The organism is Paraburkholderia sp. MM5477-R1 (assembly GCF_050436385.1).
GTDB classification, from domain to species: Bacteria; Pseudomonadota; Gammaproteobacteria; order Burkholderiales; family Burkholderiaceae; genus Paraburkholderia; species Paraburkholderia tuberum.
On the sequence record NZ_JBNDMC010000001.1, the window covers coordinates 472,542 to 495,134 of the forward strand.

Here is a 22,593-nt window from a genome sequence, read left to right on the forward strand (position 1 = left end):
GTGTGCGTGTGGCGCGAAAAGCGCGACTCGGGTCAGACAGCAGCGTGCGTCCATCGAAGATTGTCGCGCTGGGCCGGCCCTTAGAGTCGCAAACGTCTCGACCTCGGATCTCCTACAATCATTCGCAGATGCCCGAAAGCGGCGCACTTATGGACATGATCAAAACAGTCCTGAACACGCCCCGGTTGCGGGAGGGGGCGATTGGCGCGTTGGGTATCGCGCTGGGCGCATTGCTTTGCGCTGCGATCGTACATGCGCCTGGCGCATCGTCGGATTGGGCCGCATGGGTGCAGGCCATCGGCTCGATCGCGGCAATCATCGGTGCGTTTGCGATTGCGAACCAGCAGGCAATCGACGCTAGGAAACAGACGCACGAGGCGATGGCTTCGCGAACGAGACATTTACGGCTCGTTCTCAGGGAGATTTTCGCCGCGACAATGGAGCAGATCGAAAACATCAGGGGATGTGCAGCATGGAGCCGGAGAGGTTCGCACTCTCCAACCGGCATCCAGTCCATACGTTACCCGAACTATCGGCATCGCTACTCACGATTCCCCTAATTGAACTCGAGCTTGCGGATTCTGCCAAGGAAATCGCCATTTTGTTATCGGCAATGAAAACGATCGATGTGGAACTGACGCGGTTCCGTACCTGCAGCGCAAATGTCGGGTTCCGTAGCCGCAACGGAAAGCACCTCAGGCCCCGTAACCGCAGCAAAAGTGACCTGAGGTTCCGTAATCGCAGCGATATAGAGCTGAAAGATGCACATCAGTGGTGCATTGACAGAATCCGAGCGTCGCATGACCTTGCGCAATCTGCGCAAGCCCGCATGAACGCGTTGCTGGATCGCGCAGCGGCAGCGCAATCGGGGGGCGCTGGACGAGAAACGAAGGTGCCAGATGATTTAGGGCCGACTGAATTTAGATGACGTAGGGGCACGTACACCGGCTTGCCGGCGTGGCTGAGAAAGAGGGCGGGACATTCAACGGATCGGCCAGGCACGCAGTCTTGCGGATCTCCACAGGCGCTTCGCCGTTGGTGCCGCACCCTGAAGCAGGTCCATGCGGCGGCGCAGAATCCGAACGGTGAGGTCGGCGAGCGGCGTGATACCGCGCGCACACGGGGCACCTACACGGCACAAAACGGTGCGGATCCACGCGCGATTTCTCCTCGATCTGCGGCTCTGAAGGTTTGCAGTGGGCAGGGATTGCTGGCCGCGCGACCGCCGTTCGGGTGCCTCTGATTATCAAGAGATTCTCCGGTCAGGGGCAGTTAAGCCTAGCGCGGGGAGGCTGCCGGCTCGAGCCGATGTAGCAGGACGGCGGGGACATAATTCGCAATCCTATGTTTACCAAGCCGAAGAGGTTTCAATTTGTGCAGGAGGCTGCTGCACAAATTCTGGATGCGGCCATGCCTTCAGGTTGCGCGGTGACAATTTGCGCAAGGCGGGGAGGGCTGGCTTGCGCTGGATCAGTGTGGCGACACGCTCCTTTAAGTTTCTGATGATCGAAACGTCGAAGGGGACGATTGCCTGTCTCACGAGGCCACAATGAAGCGTCTCGAATTGACGATTGGTGACCTGCCAAGGTGATCGATGCCGTGGACATGGAGGCTGACTGATCGCTGGAGGAGACTGAGCAGGCGTCAACTCCGTTACCATCGCCTGGCGTGTGAATCCGAAATCAGTAGCTCAAACCCGCCAGTTCTCTTCGGAGCCTGGCGGGTTTTCTTTGCCTGCCTTTGCCTGCGGGGCGCGGGCTACATACAGCGGTGGAGTCGCTCAGCCGTTCAGTTGCGACTCGACGTTCAGGACGATCCGTGCGACCGGGTTGTTGTCTGCGGATTGCGGCGCGAACTTGATCTGGGCGAAGGTGACGATACCGAGAGCGACGACCAGGAGTGCTCCAGACGCGGCGATGCGGGGAAGGTATTTCACAGGGACCTCATTTTGATGATGTAGACAGAAACTGGGCGTAGCTGACAGGCGTGGCGATTCACCTTCAGCGGCATGTCTGTCCGCAACCCGGCAACGCCGGACGCGGTCGCCAGATCGCACTTGCCGATCGGACGGAGATTGTGCAGTGCACTATAACACGACCGTCAGATCGCACCTGCCAATCACACGGGCTTGTGCAGTGCACTATAAATGGTTTATCCGTGTGCCCGGTGCGACATCGTGTCGCGAGCGGATGCTAAGTTGCTTGAGCGTTTCGTGTATGAAAGATTTCTGTAGGCCGTAACGTGCCGTCATGCTATGTGGGCGATTCTCGCAGGCACGGACGATGTCGAGGTGACCGCGTCGGCAGTCTCCCCGCTGGAGCCCGCTAGATCGAAGATGGGTTTGCGGACGGTATCAATTGCGCTATCATTAGGCATCAACTGATACTTTAGTCGGGAGTCGCATGTCACTGATCACGCCTGAAGCAGTGGCCGCGGTCATGGAACTGCGGCAGGTCCCGCACACGCTCGCGGAACTCGAGGCACTTGTCCGCGACGGCCTGCCCAAGTCCGCGCTGCGCGCGGGCGTCGAACATGCGACGCAGGGTGCCGACGCCCGGCGTGCGCTACTTGCCCGCATCATCCCCGAAGCGACCTATAAGCGGCGTCGCGATCGGCTGACGCCAGACGAATCGGAAAAGACTGAGCGGCTGGCCAGGATCGTCGCGACGACGGCCTACGTCTGGAACGACGAAGAGGACGCGCGGGAATTCCTGTCGACGCCGCACCCGGAGCTCGAAGGGCGGGCGCCGCTCGATGTTGCGCTGACCGAGCTCGGCGCGCGCCGGGTCGAAGAGCTGCTCTGGAAACTGTTTTACGGGTTGCCGGCGTGAAGTTGTTTCGAATCGCCGACACTCGACACACGGTCTGGAGTGGCACCGGCGCGATGCTGGTGGGCGGCCGCTTCAATAGCCCGGGGCGACCGGTCATCTACGCCGCGTCGACCTTCGCCGGTGCGATGCTCGAGGTTCTTGTTCATGCGCGCATCGGCAAGGTACCGAAGACACACGGATGGGTTGAAGCAGCGGTTCCCGACGATATTCGCGTCGAACGCCATTCGGCCGAATCGTTGCCGGGGGGATGGGATGCGCCAGCACTGCAGGTGGCAAGGGTGTTCGGCGACGCCTGGCTGACCGAGTCGCGTACCGCGCTCCTGATCGTACCTTCCGTCGTGGTCCGTGCAGAGTTCAACGTGCTGGTCAATCCCGCACACCCCGACGCGACGCGGATTGCCGTGACCGAGCCGCAACCCGTGGTGTGGGACGAACGCCTCTTTGTGATGCCGTCGGTCGGACTCTCCTAGATCATGATGGTGGTCGGCTAGCCTCGCCTCGACGCTTTGCTCCTCGAGGGAGATGACCAGGGCGTCGCTTCTGGTTTAGTTCGCACTCGCCGCTCGCAATGGCCAGTGCAGCGCCGTCTTATATTCTCCTTGTCTGGTTGCCAGCGCCGACACGGCTGTCAGTTTTTGTCAATCGCCCCGACAATTTGACATAACATAATTTATCACCATTTCGTGGTGCATTTAAAACATCAAGGATCCGCTGTTGATGGTACGTCTCTATAAGCGCCAAAGGTCTGACTACCCGGCTCAATAGGAACACGACTCAATTTGCTGACCTGAACCGTGCTTCGAAAAATGACGTCGTGGACCAACTCGGCCGTGCTGGCGGAGCGACGAAGGTCACGGGTTGATCCCGCATCCAAAATGGATCAGACGGATCTGGGGTGTTGATGGAAACAGGACGCAGCTAGTCCGAATCAAGCAGACTTGCCGCGGGTCGCTTGTGTGGACCATAATGCACATAAAATGCAACGTGGATGGGCACATGGGTAAGGCACTCGAAGTTCGACCGCGCAAGTCCACAAACGTCACATTGCCGCCTGAAGTCCTGGATCGGGCCAAGGAGCTGGGGATTAACCTTTCGCGAGCGAGCGAGCGCGGTGTGCGGGAAGAAATTCAGGAGGCGGAGGCTCGCCGTTGGGCCGATGACAACGCCGAATTGGTCGCCGCCTACAGTGCGATGGTCGATCGCGACGGGCTTCCGCTAGCGAAATTCAGGACGTTCTAATGGCGCGGTTCGATCTCTACGTCAACCCCGACAAAGAGACGCGGAGACTCGCGCCGTACCTGCTCGACATACAGAGCGCGCACGTTGGGATTTTGCCGACGCGCATTGTGATCCCTCTGCGACCTGTCGAGCATCTCGCTTTTTCGGGCAAACCATCCGATCTGCTGCCGGTTTTCGAGGTTAACGGCGAAAAATGTTTCCTTGATACGCCCGGCATGAGTGCAGTTCCTCTGAACGCGCTCGGCAAACGCATCGGTTCTCTTTCGGATGAACGTGAAGCCATCCTGGCGGCGCTCGACCGGATCTTCGGTGCATTCTGACCGACAGCAATGCAGCGCGATAGCCAGCGACGTGACGATTCAGCGCCGGTCCGGCGCTGTGATCGCCGGTCACAAGGCGCCTGGTTCGATCTTCAGAATCGCCCCTTTCGCTGCAAGCCGGGTTTGCTTTTGTGGTGTGAGCAGTTGCCACAGACGGTTAGTTGCGAATCTGCAATTGTTAATCTTTGCAAATGGTGAGCTTTTACAGGAGTAAGGTGCGCCAACCGGAACATCGAAACCCGGGCGCTCAATGCGCGAATCGCTGGACCCTGCGTGGGAAGTTAAAGAATTCTGTCGTGGCAGTTCAGGCATCTCCGGCCAGGAACTGCCCGTCTGAATCAGTCACCGAGGAAGCAGCCGTTCCCGCTTGACCGCATCCGGGAAAGTCACCACGAATGCGCGCCCTGCCCGGCATGTCCGTTAGCCTGCGACGGGCGCTGCCGCGTGCTGGCGGGCAGCGCCGCGCTGTTCAGGCTCCGCCCGCGGTAGGTTGGCTCAACAAGAAAAACAGAATCGGATCCGGAGCGCACAATTTTAACTAAAAAGTTCACGAAAAGTGATCATCTTAATTATGTAAACTTCACACGCGACGGAGAGTCGGATGGGAGCACCCGTCGGTTCAAGGAAATTTGTTCCTGTTTTGCAACTAATTTTGTTCCCCCCTAACTAGCGACCGGGCGCGAGATTTCCGGTGCGTCGTGATAGTCGGTCAGCGGCTCAGTGAGCAGCCAGTACACTCCACGCTGCGGGATAACGCAGATAGATCATGAGCACTGCCACGCCGAGCCGCTCATGATCGCCGCAGTGTTGCCTCACGCTCATCTTCAGGAAAGGCCAGCAGTTCGAAGCGCCGGGCCGCAGTGAGCAGCTCACGTCGAGGAATTTTTTGTTGGTCTCCACGCTGTTATTCTGTTTCCTGGTCCAGGCGGTAAGTGGCGAAACGCCTGCAGAAGGCTGCCTGCCGGCCCTTCGAGTTTTTGATCCATCGCTTTGATTATGATTTTCATCGCGCCAGCGCTTCGGTCCTGATTGCTCTCGCCAGGGACGGTTGAAGAATCTGAACACTTCCACGAGGGCGGTACTCGAAACGGCTCCTGCCGACTTCATTCAAGCAAAGGAGTTCAGTCGACCAGCGATCTTCTCTAGCGTTATCGGGAGGTCTCGCACCCGCACACCGGTGGCGTGATGAACCGCGTTAGCGACCGCTGAAGCCAAGCCAGTCGTGCCGATTTCTCCGATACCTCGAGCGCCGAAGTCGTTCAAATGGAGATCCGGGTAGTCGAGGAGCAGAACATCGATTTCCGGCTGATCTGCATGCACCGGTACCACATACTCCGCATAGTTATTGTTGGTCGGATAGCCGGTGCGCTCGTCGTATTCGGTAGCTTCGAAGGTTCTGGTGCAAATAGGCTGTCTGGACGAAAAGGTCTCGATAAAAAGGATACCTTATCGATAAGACAGGACCGCATTCCATACGGTGGGTACAGTGGCATCTTTGAGGCCGAGCTTTGCGAGATTGAATTGGCATTGGTCCGGGACTTGATGTGGCGATGGTCCTGTTCGATCAGATTGTTGAGATATTTCGAATATCGAACCTTCGTGCCATCTGGCATCAGGCCGTCGGCCTTCATCTCGCGCACAGCACGGTGTGAGGCGGCATAGCCATCGAGTGTAATGGTTTGCGGCGGCCGCCCCAGATGTTTGATTGCCTTGTTGAAAAAGGCTTTGGCCGCGTTCACATCGCGTTTCCCCCTGAGCAGGAAGTCAACCGTCTGACCCGCCCGATCTACTGCCCGATAAAGATAGACCCATTTACCGCGGACTCTCAGGTACGTTTCGTCGACGCGCCACGACGTTCCCGCAGGCGTGCCGAAACGGTTCCAGCGCTTGACAAACTCCGGCGTGTAACGCTTCACCCAACGCAGGATCGTTGTGTGGGCGAGCGACAGGCCGCGCTCGGCCATCATCTCGACGAGATCACGCAGGCTGAGCTTGTAGCGTAGATACCAGCGCACGCACTGAATGAACACATCGCGGTTGAAGTGACGGCCTGAGAACAGATCGCCCATGTTTTTAAGCTTGCTCATTATCGAATCATGAGATCGAGGAAGCAGCACTCTAACCGATCACATTCACTGTTTGCACCAGAACCCTATCGCAAAGGTAGCGGCCCGCCGGGACGTCATGCCGAGAACGTTCGGCACAAGCAGCGTGAGGTCATGTAGTAGAGCCAGCTCACTGCAACGAACCATCTCCTGCCAAGGTGCAGTAGATGCCGCGCGAATCAAAGAATTGCGGGCGTAGTGCTATCGGGTCGACGCCAGCGTGCTCGAGATGGTAGCGCCATGCCGCAGGGACTTCATCAACTGCGTCGACCTATCTCTGCGACCGCCAGTGGAAGATGCCGCTACTCGCTCCGACGATCAACTTCGATTTGACGGCCAACTCAGGCGCTTAAAGGTAATTCGGCAAAGCTTCACAGATTCCGGCCGACCCCATCTAAAATACCGCGCGTGGTCAGCTCTTACTTAAGGGGCCCGGTTTCCGGAAGGCACTACTGCGACTTGGGTTTTGATTAGCGCTATTCAAAACGTAACTGAACAAAGCTCAAATCGTCCGTCTCAAGACAACAGGCTTTCCACCCATCGTCTGCTTCGTCATCCACGCCGCAAGCGCCGAGTCCATGTAGTCGGCGTGCCCTGGAAACCAGCTGTACAGATGCAAGCCGATGTCATGCACCAGCGCGCAACCGGCCTGCCCTGCTTCGACCGCTGCTTTGACGTCCCGCACCGACTTCAGCACGGCTTCGTGCTCTTCGATGTGGCAGTCGCGCGGCGGAAAGTTCGTCGTGCGCATCCATTCGTCTTCCTGCTCGAAATGGCTAACGGCGTGTTTCTCGAACTCCACGATAGCGGCGAGGGCGCTCGCATCGGTGCAAGCCACGAGCCCTAGCGCGACTCTGTAGAATTCTTCATGGACATCGTCCATCGGTGTGAACCCGAGTAGCCGCGCATCTGACCACGCAAGGCTATTATCACTTTCCCGCACAGGGGCTTCAGCGTCTTTCGATACAAGGTCTTTCATCTTCACTCAATCCGGCGTTAGAAACAGCTATATCATAGCCAAGTTATATTAAGCGTTGGAAGATTCCCGGCGTTCTGCCGTCAAAGTGGCTTAAAACTCGAATCCTGCCAGACTCTGTGCGAACCGATCGGCCGCCAACGGCACGATCCCGAGCAGGACCAGTTCCGGAGCAATTTTCGCAATGACACGGGAGGATTGGCGATTAAACGCGAACGGTATTCGGTGGAGCAGAACGTGGCTGCACTCAAGCAATGGGACGCGTCCGCGCTTTGACGTCGTGGACGTCTTCAACCGTGAGGCGCTCGCCATTGAGGTTGGACATCGTCTGCGTGCAGACGACGTTGTCTCGGTACTGAACCGGCTGGCGGCGCTACGTCGTGCGCTACGTTTCCTGTTTGCCAATAACGGCAGCGAGTTCTCTCGTCGCCTGCTGAATATGCTCGCGTACCACTACAAGTTACAGATCGACTTCAGCCGTTTGGGCAAGCCGGCGGATAACAACTTCATCGGGACGTTCAACGGCTCATTCCGGGACGATTACCTCAACCTGCACTGGTTCGGATCTATGGCTGAAGCAAAACGCGAGATCGAGGCATAGCGGCGGGACTCCAATGAGACCCGAGCTGACTTGTCCCTCAACGATTTAACACCGGGCGAGTTTCCCGCCTGGCAATATAGTCTTCGGCCTGCGGCCGAAGACTCATGAAAGGCCAGACACTAACACCTCAACCTGACCAGGAAACCCAAAGCGGTTCAGAAAACACCCCAAAGGTTGGATCGGTGTCCAAGTTTGAGGTGCGGTTCGCTCTGGAGGCTTTTTTTCTTTTTATTGCCCGCTTAGAGCGTTAGAACTTGTGCTGGATGCCGACCATGCCACCCGTCTGGTTCGCGCCCGTTTGGACCGTACCGCCACCCGTAAGCGCCACTGCACCATTTCGGCTGTTGATCATATACCCGAGCATACCGTACACCGAGGTACGCTTCGACAGGAAGTACGTTGCACGAGCCGTAATCATGGTCGAATTCGACGTCGCCGGCGCTACGCTACCCGGGACGATCGAACCGTTCTCGATCACGCCGCCGATATTCGACGGGTTGCTCACATTAAAATGCGCGCCGACGAGATCGAGTGCCAGGAACGGCGTAGGCAAATAGGTACCGTTCAGGAAGTACAGATCCGTGTGGTACGACCGACCGACGTCCACGTTGTGATGTATCCAACCACCTGCGAACTTCCCGTGGCTGAAATTGTAGTACGCCGTAGCCTGGATGTGCGTGTCTTTGTCCGAGCTACTCACAAGCGGGCCGAAGTCCGTTGATGCCCCACCGCGCATCTGATCGAAAGACACCGATGCGCCGTAGTTCGCGGTGTCATACATCACCATAGCGGTGACCTGCTTACAGGCCTGGAAATTGCCCGGAACCTGGCCAGCGCAGCCTGTTCCACCCGGGCCCGGCACCGTCGCCGAATCGCGACCGAAGCTATACGTCGCGCCGATCGTCACGCTGCCGAACTTGCCCATGTAGCCAATCGCATTGTCGCTACGTGCGTTCGCCAGGTAGGGGTCAAAACTGGCCAGGCCGATCAGCGCCGGTCCCAGGATATCGGCGTTTACGACCGAGTAATACGTCATGTTGCTTTGACGTCCAAACAGCACTGTGCCGAACCGGTTGCTAAGACCGACGTTGGCCTGACGACCGAACAGACGCCCACCGTAGTTCAGACCGCCCGTCCCCGGCGCGAAACCGCTTTCGAGGTTGAACACAGCCTTCAGGCCACCGCCCAGATCCTCCACACCCTTCAGCCCCCAACGCGAAGGCAATTCACCCGTCAGTGCCGGCATGCCATAGACCGAACCACCAGTCTTGGCGTGGTTATAGAACTCGATGCCCGTATCCATGATGCCGTAGAGCGTGACACTACTTTCTGCATAGGCTCCCGTAACGGAGAGCAGCATTGCCGCCCCGATAGCGAGTTTCTTCACCTTCATAGGAATCTCCAATTTTATTATGAAGACGCGTTTCTTCGTTTCGCGTCCAGTCGAATTATCAGGAGGATTTGTGCGAACGTAACGCCCGGTTTACCCGCAATTATTAATCCGGACCTCGCCCACACCTCCACCATCACTCTGCAGACCTAATTACTAAAACCGAATCGGATCGTAAATATTGGTTATGAATATCTGATATCGGTAGATTCGATTAAAGAGCGCTTGGAAGACCACTGCTCGTGGACTACTTGGCGACCCTACGCATCAAAGTTGTTACACGGAATAACGCGCCAGGAAAAGCCCCGATTTGACGAGGCTCTTCTATCACTGCTGTGCCTGAAACTCCCTTTCCAACTGCGCCCAGCGTTCACCGCACTCGACTGCGCCCGCCACATATTCCTGGGGTATTTCGAGGTACGGAGGACGCGATGGCCCCGGATCGATCAGGCCTGCCGCCTTGAACCGCAGATGGCCGATCTGGATGCTGTAGTCCATGAAGCGCGCGAGGTCGCCGCCCGGGAACATCGGTGCTTCCGCCCATTTCAATTTAGCGGTGATTTCCTTCGCCCGTTCCCAGTTGCCTGCCAGAACGGCACGCGAGTTTGCCACGATGGGGCTCGGCGCACAGGCAATGCCACCCGTCCAGCACGCGCGTGCGAGCTCGGGATGCTTGATCGCCACCGGATACCATTCCGGCGCCAGCGGCAAGATACGCATCTTGTCGCCGACGGCGATCATGTCGGGTTCGAGCGTGGGACCACCGACGTGCTTGGCCGCGACAACTTCCGGAATTTCCGCCAGAGCCTTGTAGGCCTCGGGGCTGATCTTTGCCTTGAACGCGATCGGGTTGTCGTACACGACGAGCGGAACGCCAGGCAGCGCTTCAGCGATGTCCTGGTAGTAGCGAACGATGTCCTTCTGATCGACGGACAGCCACATCGGGCGGCCGACAAACAGGCCATCGGCGCCCAACTCGATCAGTTCACGGCCACGAGCGATAGTGTCACGTGTATTCATCGTCGTAACACCAGCGAAAAACGGCCGGGATTTGCCGTTCGTTTCGATGATGCACTTCGTGAAGTCGAGATGTTCCGCACGCGTCAGCGTTGCCCCCTCGCCGAACGTGCCGTTTGCCATCAAGATATCAACGCCGGCCGCCGTCACCAGTTTGATCATCTTCTCGGTTTCGTCGAGATTGACGCTGTTCTTCGTATCCCACCGGCCTGCGTCCGGCGTTGCAGGCGTCGGTACAATCCCAAGCACACCAACGATGTCTTCAACCGTAATTCTCATTTCCACTCCTGAGTTTGCTCAAGAAAAAACTTGAGTCCAATTACAAGCCAACGTACTGTCTAACGCAGTCACCGTCTGCCTCAAGTGCAGCCGAATCTCCAGTCCAGACCACGCGTCCCTTTTCGATCACATAGTGACGATCAGCCAATTTCGACAGCGGCGCCAAATTCTTGTCGACCACGAGCATTGCCTGACCCTCGTCCTTCAACATGCCCAGGCATTGCCAGATTTCTCGCCGGATTAACGGAGCCAGACCTTCCGTCGCCTCATCGAGAATAAGCAGACGAGGGTTCGTCATGAGTGCCCGTCCGATTGCCAGCATCTGCTGCTCGCCGCCCGAGAGATTCGAGCCCAAATTCGTTTCGCGCTCCTTCAGGCGGGGGAACCTTTCGTACACGCGATGCAGGACCCAAGGGTTATTCACCTGTCTACGGTTTGTCGCCGCACAGATCAGGTTTTCCTTGACGGTCAGATTGGGAAAAATTCCGCGTCCCTCCGGCACCAATCCGATGCCCGCCTGAGCAATGCGGTAATCCGCCATGCCCGAGATCTCTCGACCATCAAATAAGATCGACCCGCCCTTGATCGGCAGTTGTCCCATCAGTGTTTTGATGGTGGTGGACTTCCCCATGCCATTACGGCCAATCAGTGTCACGACCTCGCCAGCCGCGATCCCTAGCGATATATCCCAAAGTACCTGACTCGTGCCGTAACTCGCCGCGATATTCTTTATTTGCAGCATCACATGAGCTCCGACGGTTCGCCCAGATACGCTTCCTGCACCGTCTGGCTGCACCTGATTTGATCCGGAGTGCCGGTCTCGATCGGTTGCCCGGAAACCAAAACCGTCACGCGATCTGCGAGTTCAAACACCGCATCCATGTCATGCTCGATCAACAGCATGCTGATGTCGCTCTTAAAGCGTTTCAGCAGCGCCACCATTGCTTCCGATTCAACTTGGCTCATACCTGCAAGCGGCTCGTCCAGAAGCATAAGGCGCGGCTTGAGTGCAAGTGCCATTGCCAATTCAAGCTGGCGCCGCGCGCCGTGCGCCATTTCGGAAACCGGCGTGTTCATTTCGGTCTCCAATCCCACCTGCAAGAGGGCTTCGCTCGCCTCGCCAATGAGATCTCGATCTCGGCGCGTCGGCGTCCAAACTCCGAAATTCCGCCCCGTACGGCCCTGAACCGCCAGCATGACATTCTCGAGCGCCGTCATATCGTTGAACACGGAAGTGATCTGATAGGAGCGCACGAGCCCCATCTGCGCCCGGCGATGGGTGGGCGCGGCCGTCACATCCTGCCCGCGGAAAACAATGCGCCCTTCGTCCGGCACAAGTTCGCCCGACAATTGGTTGATGAGCGTCGATTTCCCCGCACCGTTCGGGCCGATCAGGGCATGGATCTCACCCTCTAGCACGTCAAGCGTTGCGTTGTTCGTGGCGACGAATCCGCGAAAGCGCTTGACCAGATTTTTCACCTCGAGCAAGGGGCTCATCCACGCCCCCAGGTGTTGGGAATCGATCCAAAGATGCCGCGCTTAACCGTCATCGTCACAATCACGATAAACGCGCCGAGCAGCGCCATCCAGTGGTTATTGAGCAGCTGTTCGACGTCATGCGGCAAACCGAACTTCGAGCTGGAAAATACCTCCTCGAACGTCAACATGACGATAGTCCCCACGAACGGCCCAATAATGGTCGCCTGACCGCCCAAGACCACCATGGCCATCAGTTCGCCCGAAACCGTCCAGGTGACGTATGAGGGCGCTGCAATCTGCACCAGATTCGCCAGAAAGAAACCGGCGAGGACGCAGATCAATGCCGACAAAACGTACGCGGCCAGACGGTATTGAATCGTCGCAAATCCCAATGCTTTCATCCGCCGTTCGTTCGAGCGGCAACCCTGTACCGCCTGACCGAAGCGGGCGTTCATCATCCGGTTCATGAAAAAAAGAATCGCGATGAACGCGACGAACACAACGTAATAAAGTACCGTATTCCCCCCAAGGTCCAGTCCGCCAAACGCACTGCGATGTTCGATCGTCAAGCCGTCGTCTCCGCCGTAGTCCGTTAGCGTCATGATCAGGAAATAAAGCATTTGCGCGAACGCCAGCGTAATCATGATGAACGCCATGCCTGACGTGCGCAGGCTGATCAATCCCACGATGGTGGCCACCACGCCACCGACGATCAATCCAACCATCAATTGCGTCCAGCCACTACCGATACCGTGAAATGCACAGATGCCGACAGCGTAGGCCCCGATCCCCATGTACAGCGCATGACCCAGACTGATCATCCCGCCATAGCCGAGCGCCAGGTTCAGTCCGCTCGCGGCCATCGCCATGATCAGAATGCGCGTGGCGAACGTCGTGTAATAACTTTGCCCGAGCACGCCCGAAAGCAACGGAATGAGGGCGAATGCCGCCAACAGGATGATGGTGACCGCCGTCCGTGGCGTGACAATGATTCTCTTACCCATGCTTAACCGGAAATAGACCTTGCGGGCGCAATGCGAGGACTGCCGCCATCACGAGATAAATCAGAATGGAAGCCAGCGACGCCCCGACAACCTGAGCACTCGCGTGCGGCATCACACCCCGAAGCAGAGCGGGCAGGAACACGCGTCCTCCTGTATCGACCAGCCCGACGATCAGCGCGCCGTAAAAAGCCCCGCGTATGGAACCGATACCGCCCGTCACGATGACCACCAGCGTCAAGATCAGGATTGGACCACCCATTCCTGGTTGAACAGACGATAACGGGCCATTCATGAAGCCCGCGAGCCCGGCCAGGCCAGCACCGATCGCGACGACTGCGCAGTTCAACCTCCGGATGTTGATACCCAAGGCTGCGATCATCGTGGCGTTGGATGCCCCCGCGCGAATCAGGATACCGATGCGAGTTCGATGAATGAAAATGTATAGCCCGACGGCCACGAAAAGACCAACGACGAGGATCGCGAACCGATACGTCGGATAAGGAATTCCGAATATCCGAATTGCACCGCCGAGCGAGTCCGGAACCTGCGTGGCAATCGATCCTGATCCCCAGATGATGCTAACGAGCTCGTTAAAGAACAGGATCAGGCCGAACGTGGCTAGTACATGCGTCATGTGATCGCGGAGGTACAGCTTGCGGAAGATCGCCGTTTCGAGCATGACACCGACGACCAGTGTTCCGAAAACACCCGCCGCCGCAGCCTCGACAAAGGACCCGGTAGCGTTGAACGTAACAGCCGCGAAATACGCGCCGAGCATGTAGAGCGAACCGTGCATCAGGTTCACGAAGTTCATGATGCCCAGCACGAGTGTCAGGCCGGCGGATAGCAGGAAAAGTAACACGCCGAACTGTAACCCGTTGAGTAACTGCAAAAGCACAAGTGATGGCGACATGGGGCTGCCCTGTTCGGCTCTCCGACTATCAAATGGACCAACGGTGTGCGCCCCTGGGAGCCCACACCCGACACTTATCCTGGTGTCGCTCGGGTCACCGATTTCCGCGGCTTGAAGGACAGGAAAAGACCGATCGCAATCTTGAGGATAATGATGCCTACGGCGCGGATTCCGACCAGGTTGCTCCCCGTGTTGGCGCTGATAATAGCCACGATAATCGGGGCTGCGAATTCACCGAAGAACACGCAGGAGACGTATCCGCCCGATCCCTTCGCGCGGCGTTCGACCGGAAGTTTAGACATCACGATATCGGCGATGGACGGAATTGCGACCCCACAGCCCGCAGAGTGGAGTACAACGGCTACCAACGTCCATCCTAGACCGATAACCGGCGCCTCCGAGATTCCGATCAGGCCAACGGCCATGAACGAAAAGCTGGCGACCAGGCAGAACTTCGAGCCCAACGGACGGGTGAACCGCGTACACAGCGCACCGATAACCAATGCGAGGTGCGAGACACCCATGATCATGCCGATCTGGCCCGGCGTTGCCGTCCCGATGCTTTTGAGCACGAAACTGAGTTCAACAGCAGCGACGAACATGGAGATCGCTGCGAAAAAGAGCAGCGCATAACTCGGCAGCATCCCAGTCCACTTGAAATCCGTGTTCCAGGCGGGCTGCGCCTCCTCCTGTCGCCTCGCGGGTTCCCAAAGAAGCGCGAGTGCCATCGGGATCAGAATCACACCGCATATGTAAAGCCAAAATGGAGTGCGCCAGCCGTGGTTCCCAAGCAGACCACCGAAGACAAAAAATGCCGACGCGGCCAGTGAACTGATTGCCGTTTGATAAGCGAACACGCGCTCGCGGGCGGCACCCGTGTAGTAGTCGCACATCAGAGCCGTGCATATCGTGATCGCCATCGCTTCGGTCACGCCGAGAGCAATACGACTGCCGACAATCCAGTGAAGATCGGCCAAGTACAGCGGTGCTGTGCCGAATAGCGTATAGAAGAAAAGGGTAACGCCGATCATTGGACGCCGCCCAAACTTCTCTACCAGCCATCCTGCAGCGGGTCCAAGCAAAGCAATCATGAGCGCAGGCGTTGTCATGGTGAAACGCACCCACATCCCTACATGCGCTACATATTGAAAGTTCTCCACCATTCGTGGAAGCGACGGCGCAATCAGAACCCCACCCAGGACCGGCAGACAACTTATGACCATCAAAATGAACGTCTGTGCTGCTCCTGCTACTCTCGGCTTGGAGCCGTGCCCTAGATGATCGACCATCATGTCTCCACATCATTGATTGAATCAATTTTTTTGTTTCGTGTGCAACCGGGTTGTCACTGCGTGCTCTGAGATTTTCCTGTCCATCGTTTGACCAGACCGGTATCGATGTCGAACAGGTCGAGCGCCCGACCAACGGTGTGATTCACCATCTCGTCTATCGTTGCTGGACGAGAGTAGAACGCAGGCACGGGCGGCATTATGATCGCGCCGCTATTCGCAGCCCTTTGCATGATGTCGATATGCCCAGCATGCAGAGGCGTCTCCCGAACCATCAGAACGAGCGGTCGCCGCTCCTTCAGGCAGACATCAGCCGCGCGCGTCAACAGGTTGTCTCCAAAGCAGTTGGCGATGCTTGATAGACTCTTGATAGAGCACGGTGCGACCAACATCCCAGCGGTGCGAAATGAACCGCTGGCGATGGCATCCCCGATGTCAGCGTAGTTGTAGACAACACTGGCGAGGGCCTTCACATCCTTTACCGTCCAGTTGGTCTCTTCGGCGATGGTACGGGACGCCGAAGGAGACATAACCAGATGGCTTTCGACGTCCGGGCTCTCGCGCAGAGCCTCCAAAGCGCGGATGCCGTAAATGGCGCCCGACGCTCCCGAGATTCCGATAATAATGCGCCGTTTCACTCCATTTCCTTAATGGCGTTTTCATCGGGCCGACCATCGTCACCGATCGGCAGACGCTTGGCCAACGCGCGTTCACCCACCTTGTGATAATTACCCTCGACGGCCCACTGTGCTTCTTCACGATCACGTTCCGAGCGCAGGCCAAGCTCATAGCCGAACCAGGGCATTCGCGGCGTCAGCGAAGGCAATCCGAGTTCTTCCCAGATTGCCTTCGCGTTTTCCATGAACGGACGCGCGGGCAGCGAAACCGGCGCCATGTTCTTCTTGCGCATCGCGTTGACAAGCATCATCGAACCGTAGAGCAGCTCGTTCGAATGACCGTCACGGGTCGCATACCGACGTTCCGCAGACGGATCGAGACCCATGCATCGCTCAGGCAAGGTCACGAAGTCCTTATGCGGCTGCGTGCGATAGCACATCGCCCAAATTACGGATTCGAGGTCGTTCGGATCGATGTCCTCGTCAACCGCGATTGCGAATTTGCCCACGTGATTGTGGCGCCCCGGCAGTGCATAGAGCGCTTGCCATGCCACCGCAGGATCACATGGCTTCATCTTGACGACACACCAGTAATCCAGCGCGATCTGGTGGAAGGCGACGTCCACGACCTGCGGGATGCCACAGTGATTGCGAAGGTGGAACAGATACGTATTGTCCTGACCGACCTTCTTGAGCATGCTGCTCTCGCTAGGAGGCATCTGGCTCGTGATGTTCGTAAACACCGGATTACTGCGGTGCGTGATTGCCGTCACCTGGAACACCGCGTTGTACTCGCGCTCGCCCATGTAGCCGGTGTATTCGCCAAACGGCGCCTCAGGCTCCATGCAGTCCGTGAGGAAGTAGCCCTCGATGACGAGTTCGGCGTTAGCCGGAACCTGCAAATCGACGGTCTTGCAGCGCACGAGATCGAGCGGCTCACCGATCAGGCTACCGGCGACCGCGTATTCCTCTACGCCATACGGCAACCGGGTGCCTGCCGCGTAAGTCAGTGCAGGCGGGCCGCCGATAACTAATGCGGCGGGCATGACCTTGCCCAGCTTCCGGTAGGCGTGCCAGTGGATCGAACCGTGATTCAGGTGACCGAGCAGCACACCCATGCGATCCGGTCCCTTGATCTGGCCACGGTAGTTGCCGACGTTCAGCCAGCCGGTCTCCGGGTCCTTTGTGACCCAATTCGAGGCCGTCGTGTAGGGACCGACGTCGAAGCCAGGCGTAGAGATCGGAATTGCGAACTCGTCCAGACCGCCATGCGCCAGCAGATCGTCGCCCATGTGCACTTCTTCCTGCACGGGACCGTATTCGACGATTCGCGGTGCGATCGGTGCGGCCTGTGCTTCCTGCCAGCGTTGTTTGACGTCCTTGACGTCGCAGCCCATACCCAGGGCGTAGACTTCTTTCGACGACGCGTAGATACCTACTGCGGCGCCGCCATTGACCTTGTTGCCCTTGGCATCGACAACGTGTTCGAACAGAAAGCCGCGTCGCTCCGATTCCGGCAGACCCCGGAACTGCCACTTCACCAGTGGCATCAGTTCCGTCTCCTTGCAGATCGGACGGCTGATTCGGAACAACTTGCCGGCCCGTTCAAGTTTTTCGAGATAGGTACGGAGATCCTGCGGATTATCTTTCCGTTCCTGCGTAGGCGTATCAGACATTGTAGATTCCCAAATTTCCAGGTGAAGGTCAGCCGATAAGGAGGCTGACCTGTCGAGGCTTACTTCAGCGCGCAAGCGCTGACAAAAGGATCGGACGGATCGTGCATCGGCGCGGCGATCAACTTGAGGGTGACACCACCCTTACCGTCCTTAACGGCTTCCAGGACGTCGTAATCTTCATTCGGGAAGTGGTTTTTCGCGAACGAGAAGTGGCCGCGAATGGTCGCGAACTTCGCCTGCTTCAGTGCGGCGCCCAACGCTTCCTTGTCGTCCATATTGCCCTTGACCTTGGCAATGGCCGAGTCGATCAGCTGTGCTGCGTCATAGCTTTGCGCAGCGAACATCGTCGGTTCCCGGTGATACTGCTTCTCGAAGGCAGCGACGAATTCCCTGTTCGCTGCGTTATCGAGATCCGGCGACCATGCACCGCTCGTCACCGCGCCTAACGCTGCATCCTTCAGAGCCGTCAGGTTGTTGCCATCGACAGCGCCCAGTGCGAGCAGCGGAGTCGTCTTGCCCAAACCGGCTTGTTGATACTGACGCACGAAGTTGATGCCCAATCCGCCTGGGTAGAAAACGAATACCGCATCGGGTTTCGACGCTGATACCTGAAGGATTTCAGCCGAGAAATCCTGCTGCGAGAGCGGCGTGTAGATCTCGTCCGGCACTTGACCCTTGAAGACATGCTTGAACGTCGCCAGGAAATTCTTTCCCGAAACGTAGTTCGGCGCCATCAGGCTGATGCGCTTATAGCCCTTGTCGTTCGCATACTTGGCGAGCGTCGCGCTCAGCAGTTCCGGTTGCCACGAGGTGACGAACTGGTACGGCGAGCACTCCGCGCCTGCCATCGGGTTCGTCGTTCCGTTCGAGATGACGACAAAGACCTTGTGCGGCGTGGCGACCCTCACTGCCGCAGCTGCCATCGGCGAAAACGTCAGGCCCGTGATAATGGGCACGTTGTCCTTTTCGATCAGTTTTTGCGTGACCTGTGCTGCCACCTCGGGCTTGAGCTGGCTATCCTCCCGGATAACCTGAACGGGAACGCCGCCCAGTTTTCCGCCGTTCATCAGAACGCGCAACATGAAGCCGGCGTATTGATCTTCACCCAACGTCGCTTGCGGACCCGACAACTCCGCTTCAAACCCGATCTTGATCGGAGCTTGTTCGGACATCGCTTGCTGAGAAGCGAATGCCACGACGGAAAAAGCTAACGCCGAAACTGTACGCAGCATCTTCAAGACTTCACTCCTTTACTTAGGATAACGATTGTTGCGTCACCACTGCCAGGTGTCAACGTGACACTGATCGGCATTTACCCGATTCGCATTGACCAAACGAGGTCTTACGCCGAGTACATGATCTTGCGATAGAACTCATAGAAGCCACGGATCGCTGCTTCGGAGACCATATCGCCCTTCGTCGGCGTCTCGGTGGTGTAGCCACCCATCTCCAGTACGCAGTCGCGGTCGTTGTTGGGAAGCATGCCGTTACGCGAAAACTCGAAGACCTCCGTGTCATCCACCGAGATATAGCCAGCGGAGCCCGTAAGGTTCGCCAGCCGCGTGCGGCGAAGCGTCATCTCTTCCGTGTCGTCTTCGTAGCCGAAGAACGTCCATGCGAGTTCGAACTCGTTGGGGCCCATCGGCAGCACGTTGCGTGTTTGAAGGAGATTCTGTTGCTGCTGCACGGTTAGCGCGGGGAACATCGTGAGGTTCTGGATCGTGATGTCGTCGTCGAACTCTTTGACCGGCGTCACGGGACGCATATCGTTCAGTTGATAGCCGTCCTTGAACGAAATCATCTCTTGCTGACCGGTCAACTTGTCACGCGCCGTCGCCGTCGATGCAACGACGTTGTTCGCACGCGTGCGTTCGTCGTGGAGCAGGAGGCCATCCTGATCCATGCGATAGAGACCGAAGCTGATGAGAAATACGTGCAGGAGCGTCGCGTGATACGAGTCTTTCAGGTTCTCCGGATAAAGTTTCCAGTTCGCCTTGATGCGCTGACGCTGATAGCCAATGACCTTGAGTTTCCGGCCATCGAACACACGGGTCAAGCGCGCGTAGACGTCTTCGCCCAGGTATTCCTTCAGCGGCAGTGCCCGCTCATCGAAGGTGGCAAACACCGCACCGTTGACGATCTCGACACGCAGTTTGCGCAGGCCGTGTTGCTTCAGATCGAACTCTTTCGGATAGCCGCCGGCGCCCTTTTGTCCGCGACGGAAAGGAACGCCCGTGAGGTTTCCCTTCAGGTCATACGTCCATTGGTGATACGGGCACATGAGGGCAGTGTCGTTGTCGAATTTCTTCTGAACGACTTCTGCGGCTCGGTGAGCGCAACTGTTGAGCACGACGTTGACACCACCCTCCTGGTCACGCGTCATCAGCACCGAGCGCTCGCCGACCGTGGAACGCTTGATGTCGCCGGCGTCAGGAATCTCGCATTCGAGGCCGATGAAGCTCCAGAACGGACCGTAGAAGATCTTTTCGAGTTCTTCCTGATAGTTCTCGGGATCGGAGTAGACCCAATTCGGGACGCGCGTGCAGTCCTCAGTAGGCCATTGGCGGGAGTTACTCATTTGAATTCTCCTTACACCGGGTACACAACCGAACCGGGCACCAGTTCGTTATCGAATACAACAAAGCGGCTCTTGAATTTCAAGGCCTCGCCGCTCGCGTCGATCTGGTCAAACGTGCGGCCCAGCAGTTGCAATTCGGGAGTGCCGTCCACCAGGGTCTGGTACACCGCGAACTGGCTGCGGGTATCCAGCACGCCCTCCTTTTCGCCGACGATTCGTACGCTACCAATCAGGTGCGTCAAGTAGCGCGGGGAAAACACCATCGTGTTGCGAATGGCCGTGACCCGATCGATCAGTGCTCCCTTGCTCTCGGCGAAGATCACACCGACCGGCAGCGAACGCTCGTAGTTGACGCGCGAAATGATTTTGTAGACGCATTCGTCGGCATACAATTCCGGCCATTGTTCGAGCCGGTCATCACAAATGATTTCGGCATGCTGGGCGTAAAGATCATCAACTTTTTCGATCATGAAGTCGCTCATCAGGTCAGCGAAACGTGCACGTTCTTGGTCTGGGTATAGGACAGGAGTTCCGACAACCCTTCTTCCCTGCCCATACCGGATTTCTTGTAGCCGCCGAATTCGGCACCGATGAAGTGCGAGCTAACGTAATTGATCCAGACGAATCCGGATTCAACGCGGCCGGCCAGACGGTGCGCCCGCGCCAGATCCTTCGTCCAGATCGAAGCCGTCAGGCCGTATTCAACCGAGTTGATCTGTTCGAGCAGCGTTTCTTCGTCATCCCATGGAATCACTGCCAGCACTGGCCCAAATACTTCTTCGCGGAATAGACGCATTTCAGGCGTCACGTCGGCGAACACCGTCGGCTCCACGAACCAGCCCTTTGCGAGCGCGGGATCATCCGGGGGGCCGCCACCGCAGATCAGACGTGCACCTTCTGCCCTGGCCGACTCGATGAAGCCCATGACCTTGTCGAATTGCGGCTTCGAGATCAGGCAGCCCATTGTCGTTTCCGGGTCCGTGGGCATGCCGCACTTGTGCTGCTCGGCGATCAGACGCTTCATCGACGACAACACGCGTTCGTAGACACTGCGATGAACGAACAGACGCGACGTCGAGCCGCACGATTGACCGGCCCACAGGAAGTTCATGCCGGACACTGCGCCCTGGATTGCCTTGTCGAGATCTGCGTCGCCGCAAATCACGAGCGGGTTCTTACCGCCGAGTTCAAGCGTCACCGGCATGATTTTGTCGGCCGCGCCCTTGAGGATCGCGGCGCCGGTGGCGGTTGAGCCGATGAGAGCCGCCTTGCGAACCAGCGGGTGCGCGACCAGCGCTTCACCGCACTCACGGTCGCCGCTGATGATATTGATGACGCCCGGAGGGAACACTTCGGAAACGAGTTCGGCCAGCAGGTAGCCCGACAGCGGCGCCTGAGCAGGTGGCTTCAAGATCACGGTGTTGCCTGCTGCCACCACGGGTGCCAACTTGCTGGCGAGGAACATCAGCGGATGGTTATAAGCCACGATGCGCGCGACGACGCCGAGCGGCTCACGCAGCGTGTAGTTCAGTACGCCGTCGCCCATCGGTACCGTGTCGCCCTTCGTTTCGTGCACAAGCCCGGCGAAGTACTCGATCTGTGCCGCAGCGATCACTGCATCGCGCGCCATTTCCTTGATCGGGTTGCCGCAATTGAGCGAGTCGAGCCATGCGAATTCGTCAGCGCGATCCCTGACCTTTGCAGCCAGTTCGCGCAGCAGCCGGGCGCGCTCGATCGGCTTGACCAGACGCCACGACTTGAATGCTTCATGTGCCGCCTTGACCGCCAGATCGACGTCTTCCTTGTTAGCGACCGCGACCGGGCCAAGGCTTTCCTGCGTGGCCGGATTCACCGTCATTTCAGAACCACCGAGCGGCGCGTGCCACTCACCACCAAAGAACAGCCCCCGCCTGGTCGGCAATTCAAATCCAGTCGTCGCGCTCATGCGTTGTCTCCGTTCAGAGTAATGCGGATTTGGCCATCGGACTCCTCCACCATGTGGCATGCCAGAGCGCAGGTAATCGGGGCGCCCAGGCCTTCTCCGGTGGCAACGTCAAAACGTCCGCCGTGCAGCGGACATTCGATTACGCGGTCTTCGAGATAACCGTCGGTCATCAGCGCGTGACCGTGCGTACAGATGTTGTCCGTTGCGTAGAGTTGACCGTCAACGCGATAGATGGCGATCTGACGCCCTTGCACGGTGAAACCCTGCATGCCTCCTTCCTCGATTTCCTCGGAACGGGCTACCAACTCATTGGTGATGTCACTCATATTGATTC

22 protein-coding genes and 2 pseudogenes are annotated in these 22,593 nt (G+C 57.7%); 6 read left to right on the forward strand and 18 right to left on the reverse strand.

Annotation, left to right across the window (positions count from 1 at the left end; all coding sequences use genetic code 11):
• The first annotated feature begins 149 nt into the window (after positions 1 to 149).
• Positions 150 to 560 carry a hypothetical protein gene (locus OKW35_RS02285; RefSeq protein WP_429551143.1) on the forward strand — a complete coding sequence of 137 codons (411 nt, stop codon included), beginning with the start codon at positions 150 to 152 and terminating at the stop codon, positions 558 to 560.
• 1,220 nt (positions 561 to 1,780) lie between these two features.
• On the opposite strand, the gene OKW35_RS02290 is transcribed toward OKW35_RS02285, so the two are convergent.
• Positions 1,781 to 1,936 carry a hypothetical protein gene (locus OKW35_RS02290; protein WP_158608233.1) on the reverse strand — a complete coding sequence of 52 codons (156 nt, stop codon included), beginning with the start codon at positions 1,934 to 1,936 and terminating at the stop codon, positions 1,781 to 1,783.
• A 466-nt stretch (positions 1,937 to 2,402) separates the two neighbouring features.
• On the opposite strand from OKW35_RS02290, the gene OKW35_RS02295 reads away from it, so the two are divergent.
• From OKW35_RS02295 to OKW35_RS02310, 4 genes are all read left to right on the forward strand, one after another.
• Entirely contained in the window at positions 2,403 to 2,831 is a 429-nt protein-coding gene (locus OKW35_RS02295; protein WP_046565320.1) for an antitoxin Xre/MbcA/ParS toxin-binding domain-containing protein, read from the forward strand.
• The gene (locus OKW35_RS02300) at positions 2,828 to 3,301 is read left to right on the forward strand and encodes an RES family NAD+ phosphorylase (protein WP_429551144.1); all 474 of its coding nucleotides are present in this window, start codon (positions 2,828 to 2,830) and stop codon (positions 3,299 to 3,301) included. Before OKW35_RS02295 ends, OKW35_RS02300 begins: the two co-directional genes overlap by 4 nt.
• Positions 3,302 to 3,827: 526 nt before the next feature.
• On the forward strand, positions 3,828 to 4,070 hold the full coding sequence (locus tag OKW35_RS02305) for a type II toxin-antitoxin system CcdA family antitoxin (protein WP_244145174.1): 243 nt from the start codon (positions 3,828 to 3,830) through the stop codon (positions 4,068 to 4,070).
• Positions 4,070 to 4,390: a CcdB family protein gene (locus tag OKW35_RS02310; protein ID WP_184050358.1), complete on the forward strand. Its 321-nt coding sequence runs from the start codon at positions 4,070 to 4,072 to the stop codon at positions 4,388 to 4,390. The genes OKW35_RS02305 and OKW35_RS02310 overlap by 1 nt, the downstream gene beginning before the upstream one ends.
• A 717-nt stretch (positions 4,391 to 5,107) precedes the next feature.
• On the opposite strand, the gene OKW35_RS02315 is transcribed toward OKW35_RS02310, so the two are convergent.
• The 3 genes and pseudogenes from OKW35_RS02315 to OKW35_RS02325 all read right to left on the reverse strand — a co-directional run bounded on the left by OKW35_RS02315 (position 5,108) and on the right by OKW35_RS02325 (position 7,474).
• Positions 5,108 to 5,461, reverse strand: a complete 354-nt coding sequence (locus OKW35_RS02315) for a hypothetical protein (protein WP_429551145.1) — start codon at positions 5,459 to 5,461, stop codon at positions 5,108 to 5,110.
• A 375-nt stretch (positions 5,462 to 5,836) separates the two neighbouring features.
• Positions 5,837 to 6,477 (reverse strand): annotated as a pseudogene (locus OKW35_RS02320) (IS6 family transposase).
• Between the two features lie 520 nt (positions 6,478 to 6,997).
• On the reverse strand, positions 6,998 to 7,474 hold the full coding sequence (locus OKW35_RS02325; RefSeq protein WP_090812330.1) for a bacteriohemerythrin: 477 nt from the start codon (positions 7,472 to 7,474) through the stop codon (positions 6,998 to 7,000).
• A gap of 271 nt (positions 7,475 to 7,745) precedes the next feature.
• On the opposite strand from OKW35_RS02325, the pseudogene OKW35_RS02330 reads away from it, so the two are divergent.
• Positions 7,746 to 8,180 (forward strand): annotated as a pseudogene (locus OKW35_RS02330) (integrase core domain-containing protein); the annotation flags it as partial.
• A gap of 139 nt (positions 8,181 to 8,319) precedes the next feature.
• On the opposite strand, the gene OKW35_RS02335 reads toward OKW35_RS02330, so the two are convergent.
• From OKW35_RS02335 to OKW35_RS02400, 14 genes are all read right to left on the reverse strand, one after another.
• Complete coding sequence (locus OKW35_RS02335; protein ID WP_090812329.1) at positions 8,320 to 9,465, reverse strand: porin; 1,146 nt, start codon at positions 9,463 to 9,465, stop codon at positions 8,320 to 8,322.
• 324 nt (positions 9,466 to 9,789) lie between these two features.
• A complete protein-coding gene (locus OKW35_RS02340) occupies positions 9,790 to 10,758 on the reverse strand; it encodes a dihydrodipicolinate synthase family protein (protein WP_208524353.1) in 969 nt (322 codons plus the stop codon).
• A 40-nt stretch (positions 10,759 to 10,798) separates the two neighbouring features.
• Positions 10,799 to 11,500 (reverse strand): ABC transporter ATP-binding protein, encoded by a 702-nt coding sequence (locus OKW35_RS02345; protein WP_090812327.1) that lies wholly within the window; start codon positions 11,498 to 11,500, stop codon positions 10,799 to 10,801.
• The gene (locus OKW35_RS02350) at positions 11,500 to 12,255 is read right to left on the reverse strand and encodes an ABC transporter ATP-binding protein (RefSeq protein WP_090812326.1); all 756 of its coding nucleotides are present in this window, start codon (positions 12,253 to 12,255) and stop codon (positions 11,500 to 11,502) included. Before OKW35_RS02350 ends, OKW35_RS02345 begins: the two co-directional genes overlap by 1 nt.
• Entirely contained in the window at positions 12,252 to 13,241 is a 990-nt protein-coding gene (locus OKW35_RS02355; RefSeq protein WP_429551146.1) for a branched-chain amino acid ABC transporter permease, read from the reverse strand. Before OKW35_RS02355 ends, OKW35_RS02350 begins: the two co-directional genes overlap by 4 nt.
• Positions 13,234 to 14,154 carry a branched-chain amino acid ABC transporter permease gene (locus tag OKW35_RS02360; protein ID WP_090812324.1) on the reverse strand — a complete coding sequence of 307 codons (921 nt, stop codon included), beginning with the start codon at positions 14,152 to 14,154 and terminating at the stop codon, positions 13,234 to 13,236. Before OKW35_RS02360 ends, OKW35_RS02355 begins: the two co-directional genes overlap by 8 nt.
• A gap of 74 nt (positions 14,155 to 14,228) precedes the next feature.
• A complete protein-coding gene (locus tag OKW35_RS02365; RefSeq protein WP_429551147.1) occupies positions 14,229 to 15,446 on the reverse strand; it encodes an MFS transporter in 1,218 nt (405 codons plus the stop codon).
• Between the two features lie 53 nt (positions 15,447 to 15,499).
• Positions 15,500 to 16,081: a UbiX family flavin prenyltransferase gene (locus tag OKW35_RS02370; protein ID WP_090812322.1), complete on the reverse strand. Its 582-nt coding sequence runs from the start codon at positions 16,079 to 16,081 to the stop codon at positions 15,500 to 15,502.
• Positions 16,078 to 17,736, reverse strand: coding sequence for a UbiD family decarboxylase (locus tag OKW35_RS02375; RefSeq protein ID WP_429551148.1), 1,659 nt, complete (start codon positions 17,734 to 17,736; stop codon positions 16,078 to 16,080). Before OKW35_RS02375 ends, OKW35_RS02370 begins: the two co-directional genes overlap by 4 nt.
• A gap of 59 nt (positions 17,737 to 17,795) precedes the next feature.
• On the reverse strand, positions 17,796 to 18,968 hold the full coding sequence (locus OKW35_RS02380; protein WP_090812614.1) for an ABC transporter substrate-binding protein: 1,173 nt from the start codon (positions 18,966 to 18,968) through the stop codon (positions 17,796 to 17,798).
• 110 nt (positions 18,969 to 19,078) lie between these two features.
• Complete coding sequence (locus OKW35_RS02385) at positions 19,079 to 20,314, reverse strand: aromatic ring-hydroxylating oxygenase subunit alpha (protein ID WP_090812320.1); 1,236 nt, start codon at positions 20,312 to 20,314, stop codon at positions 19,079 to 19,081.
• A gap of 11 nt (positions 20,315 to 20,325) precedes the next feature.
• Positions 20,326 to 20,784, reverse strand: coding sequence for an aromatic-ring-hydroxylating dioxygenase subunit beta (locus OKW35_RS02390; protein ID WP_167368842.1), 459 nt, complete (start codon positions 20,782 to 20,784; stop codon positions 20,326 to 20,328).
• Between the two features lie 11 nt (positions 20,785 to 20,795).
• Entirely contained in the window at positions 20,796 to 22,259 is a 1,464-nt protein-coding gene (locus OKW35_RS02395) for an aldehyde dehydrogenase family protein (RefSeq protein WP_090812318.1), read from the reverse strand.
• Positions 22,256 to 22,585, reverse strand: a complete 330-nt coding sequence (locus OKW35_RS02400; RefSeq protein WP_090812317.1) for a non-heme iron oxygenase ferredoxin subunit — start codon at positions 22,583 to 22,585, stop codon at positions 22,256 to 22,258. The genes OKW35_RS02395 and OKW35_RS02400 overlap by 4 nt, the downstream gene beginning before the upstream one ends.
• Positions 22,586 to 22,593 lie beyond the last annotated feature (8 nt).

Bases quoted from the DNA above. Each gene is read 5' to 3' on its own strand.
- OKW35_RS02365 (WP_429551147.1), bottom strand. From the start codon at position 15,446: ATGATGGTCGATCATCTAGGGCACGGCTCCAAGCCGAGAGTAGCAGGA.
- OKW35_RS02355 (WP_429551146.1), bottom strand. From the start codon at position 13,241: ATGGGTAAGAGAATCATTGTCACGCCACGGACGGCGGTCACCATCATC.
- OKW35_RS02345 (WP_090812327.1), bottom strand. From the start codon at position 11,500: ATGCTGCAAATAAAGAATATCGCGGCGAGTTACGGCACGAGTCAGGTA.
- OKW35_RS02385 (WP_090812320.1), bottom strand. From the start codon at position 20,314: ATGAGTAACTCCCGCCAATGGCCTACTGAGGACTGCACGCGCGTCCCG.
- OKW35_RS02305 (WP_244145174.1), top strand. From the start codon at position 3,828: ATGGGTAAGGCACTCGAAGTTCGACCGCGCAAGTCCACAAACGTCACA.
- OKW35_RS02400 (WP_090812317.1), bottom strand. From the start codon at position 22,585: ATGAGTGACATCACCAATGAGTTGGTAGCCCGTTCCGAGGAAATCGAG.
- OKW35_RS02390 (WP_167368842.1), bottom strand. From the start codon at position 20,784: ATGATCGAAAAAGTTGATGATCTTTACGCCCAGCATGCCGAAATCATT.
- OKW35_RS02360 (WP_090812324.1), bottom strand. From the start codon at position 14,154: ATGTCGCCATCACTTGTGCTTTTGCAGTTACTCAACGGGTTACAGTTC.
- OKW35_RS02380 (WP_090812614.1), bottom strand. From the start codon at position 18,968: ATGCTGCGTACAGTTTCGGCGTTAGCTTTTTCCGTCGTGGCATTCGCT.
- OKW35_RS02310 (WP_184050358.1), top strand. From the start codon at position 4,070: ATGGCGCGGTTCGATCTCTACGTCAACCCCGACAAAGAGACGCGGAGA.
- OKW35_RS02325 (WP_090812330.1), bottom strand. From the start codon at position 7,474: ATGAAAGACCTTGTATCGAAAGACGCTGAAGCCCCTGTGCGGGAAAGT.
- OKW35_RS02285 (WP_429551143.1), top strand. From the start codon at position 150: ATGGACATGATCAAAACAGTCCTGAACACGCCCCGGTTGCGGGAGGGG.
- OKW35_RS02295 (WP_046565320.1), top strand. From the start codon at position 2,403: ATGTCACTGATCACGCCTGAAGCAGTGGCCGCGGTCATGGAACTGCGG.
- OKW35_RS02350 (WP_090812326.1), bottom strand. From the start codon at position 12,255: ATGAGCCCCTTGCTCGAGGTGAAAAATCTGGTCAAGCGCTTTCGCGGA.
- OKW35_RS02340 (WP_208524353.1), bottom strand. From the start codon at position 10,758: ATGAGAATTACGGTTGAAGACATCGTTGGTGTGCTTGGGATTGTACCG.
- OKW35_RS02335 (WP_090812329.1), bottom strand. From the start codon at position 9,465: ATGAAGGTGAAGAAACTCGCTATCGGGGCGGCAATGCTGCTCTCCGTT.
- OKW35_RS02375 (WP_429551148.1), bottom strand. From the start codon at position 17,736: ATGTCTGATACGCCTACGCAGGAACGGAAAGATAATCCGCAGGATCTC.
- OKW35_RS02395 (WP_090812318.1), bottom strand. From the start codon at position 22,259: ATGAGCGCGACGACTGGATTTGAATTGCCGACCAGGCGGGGGCTGTTC.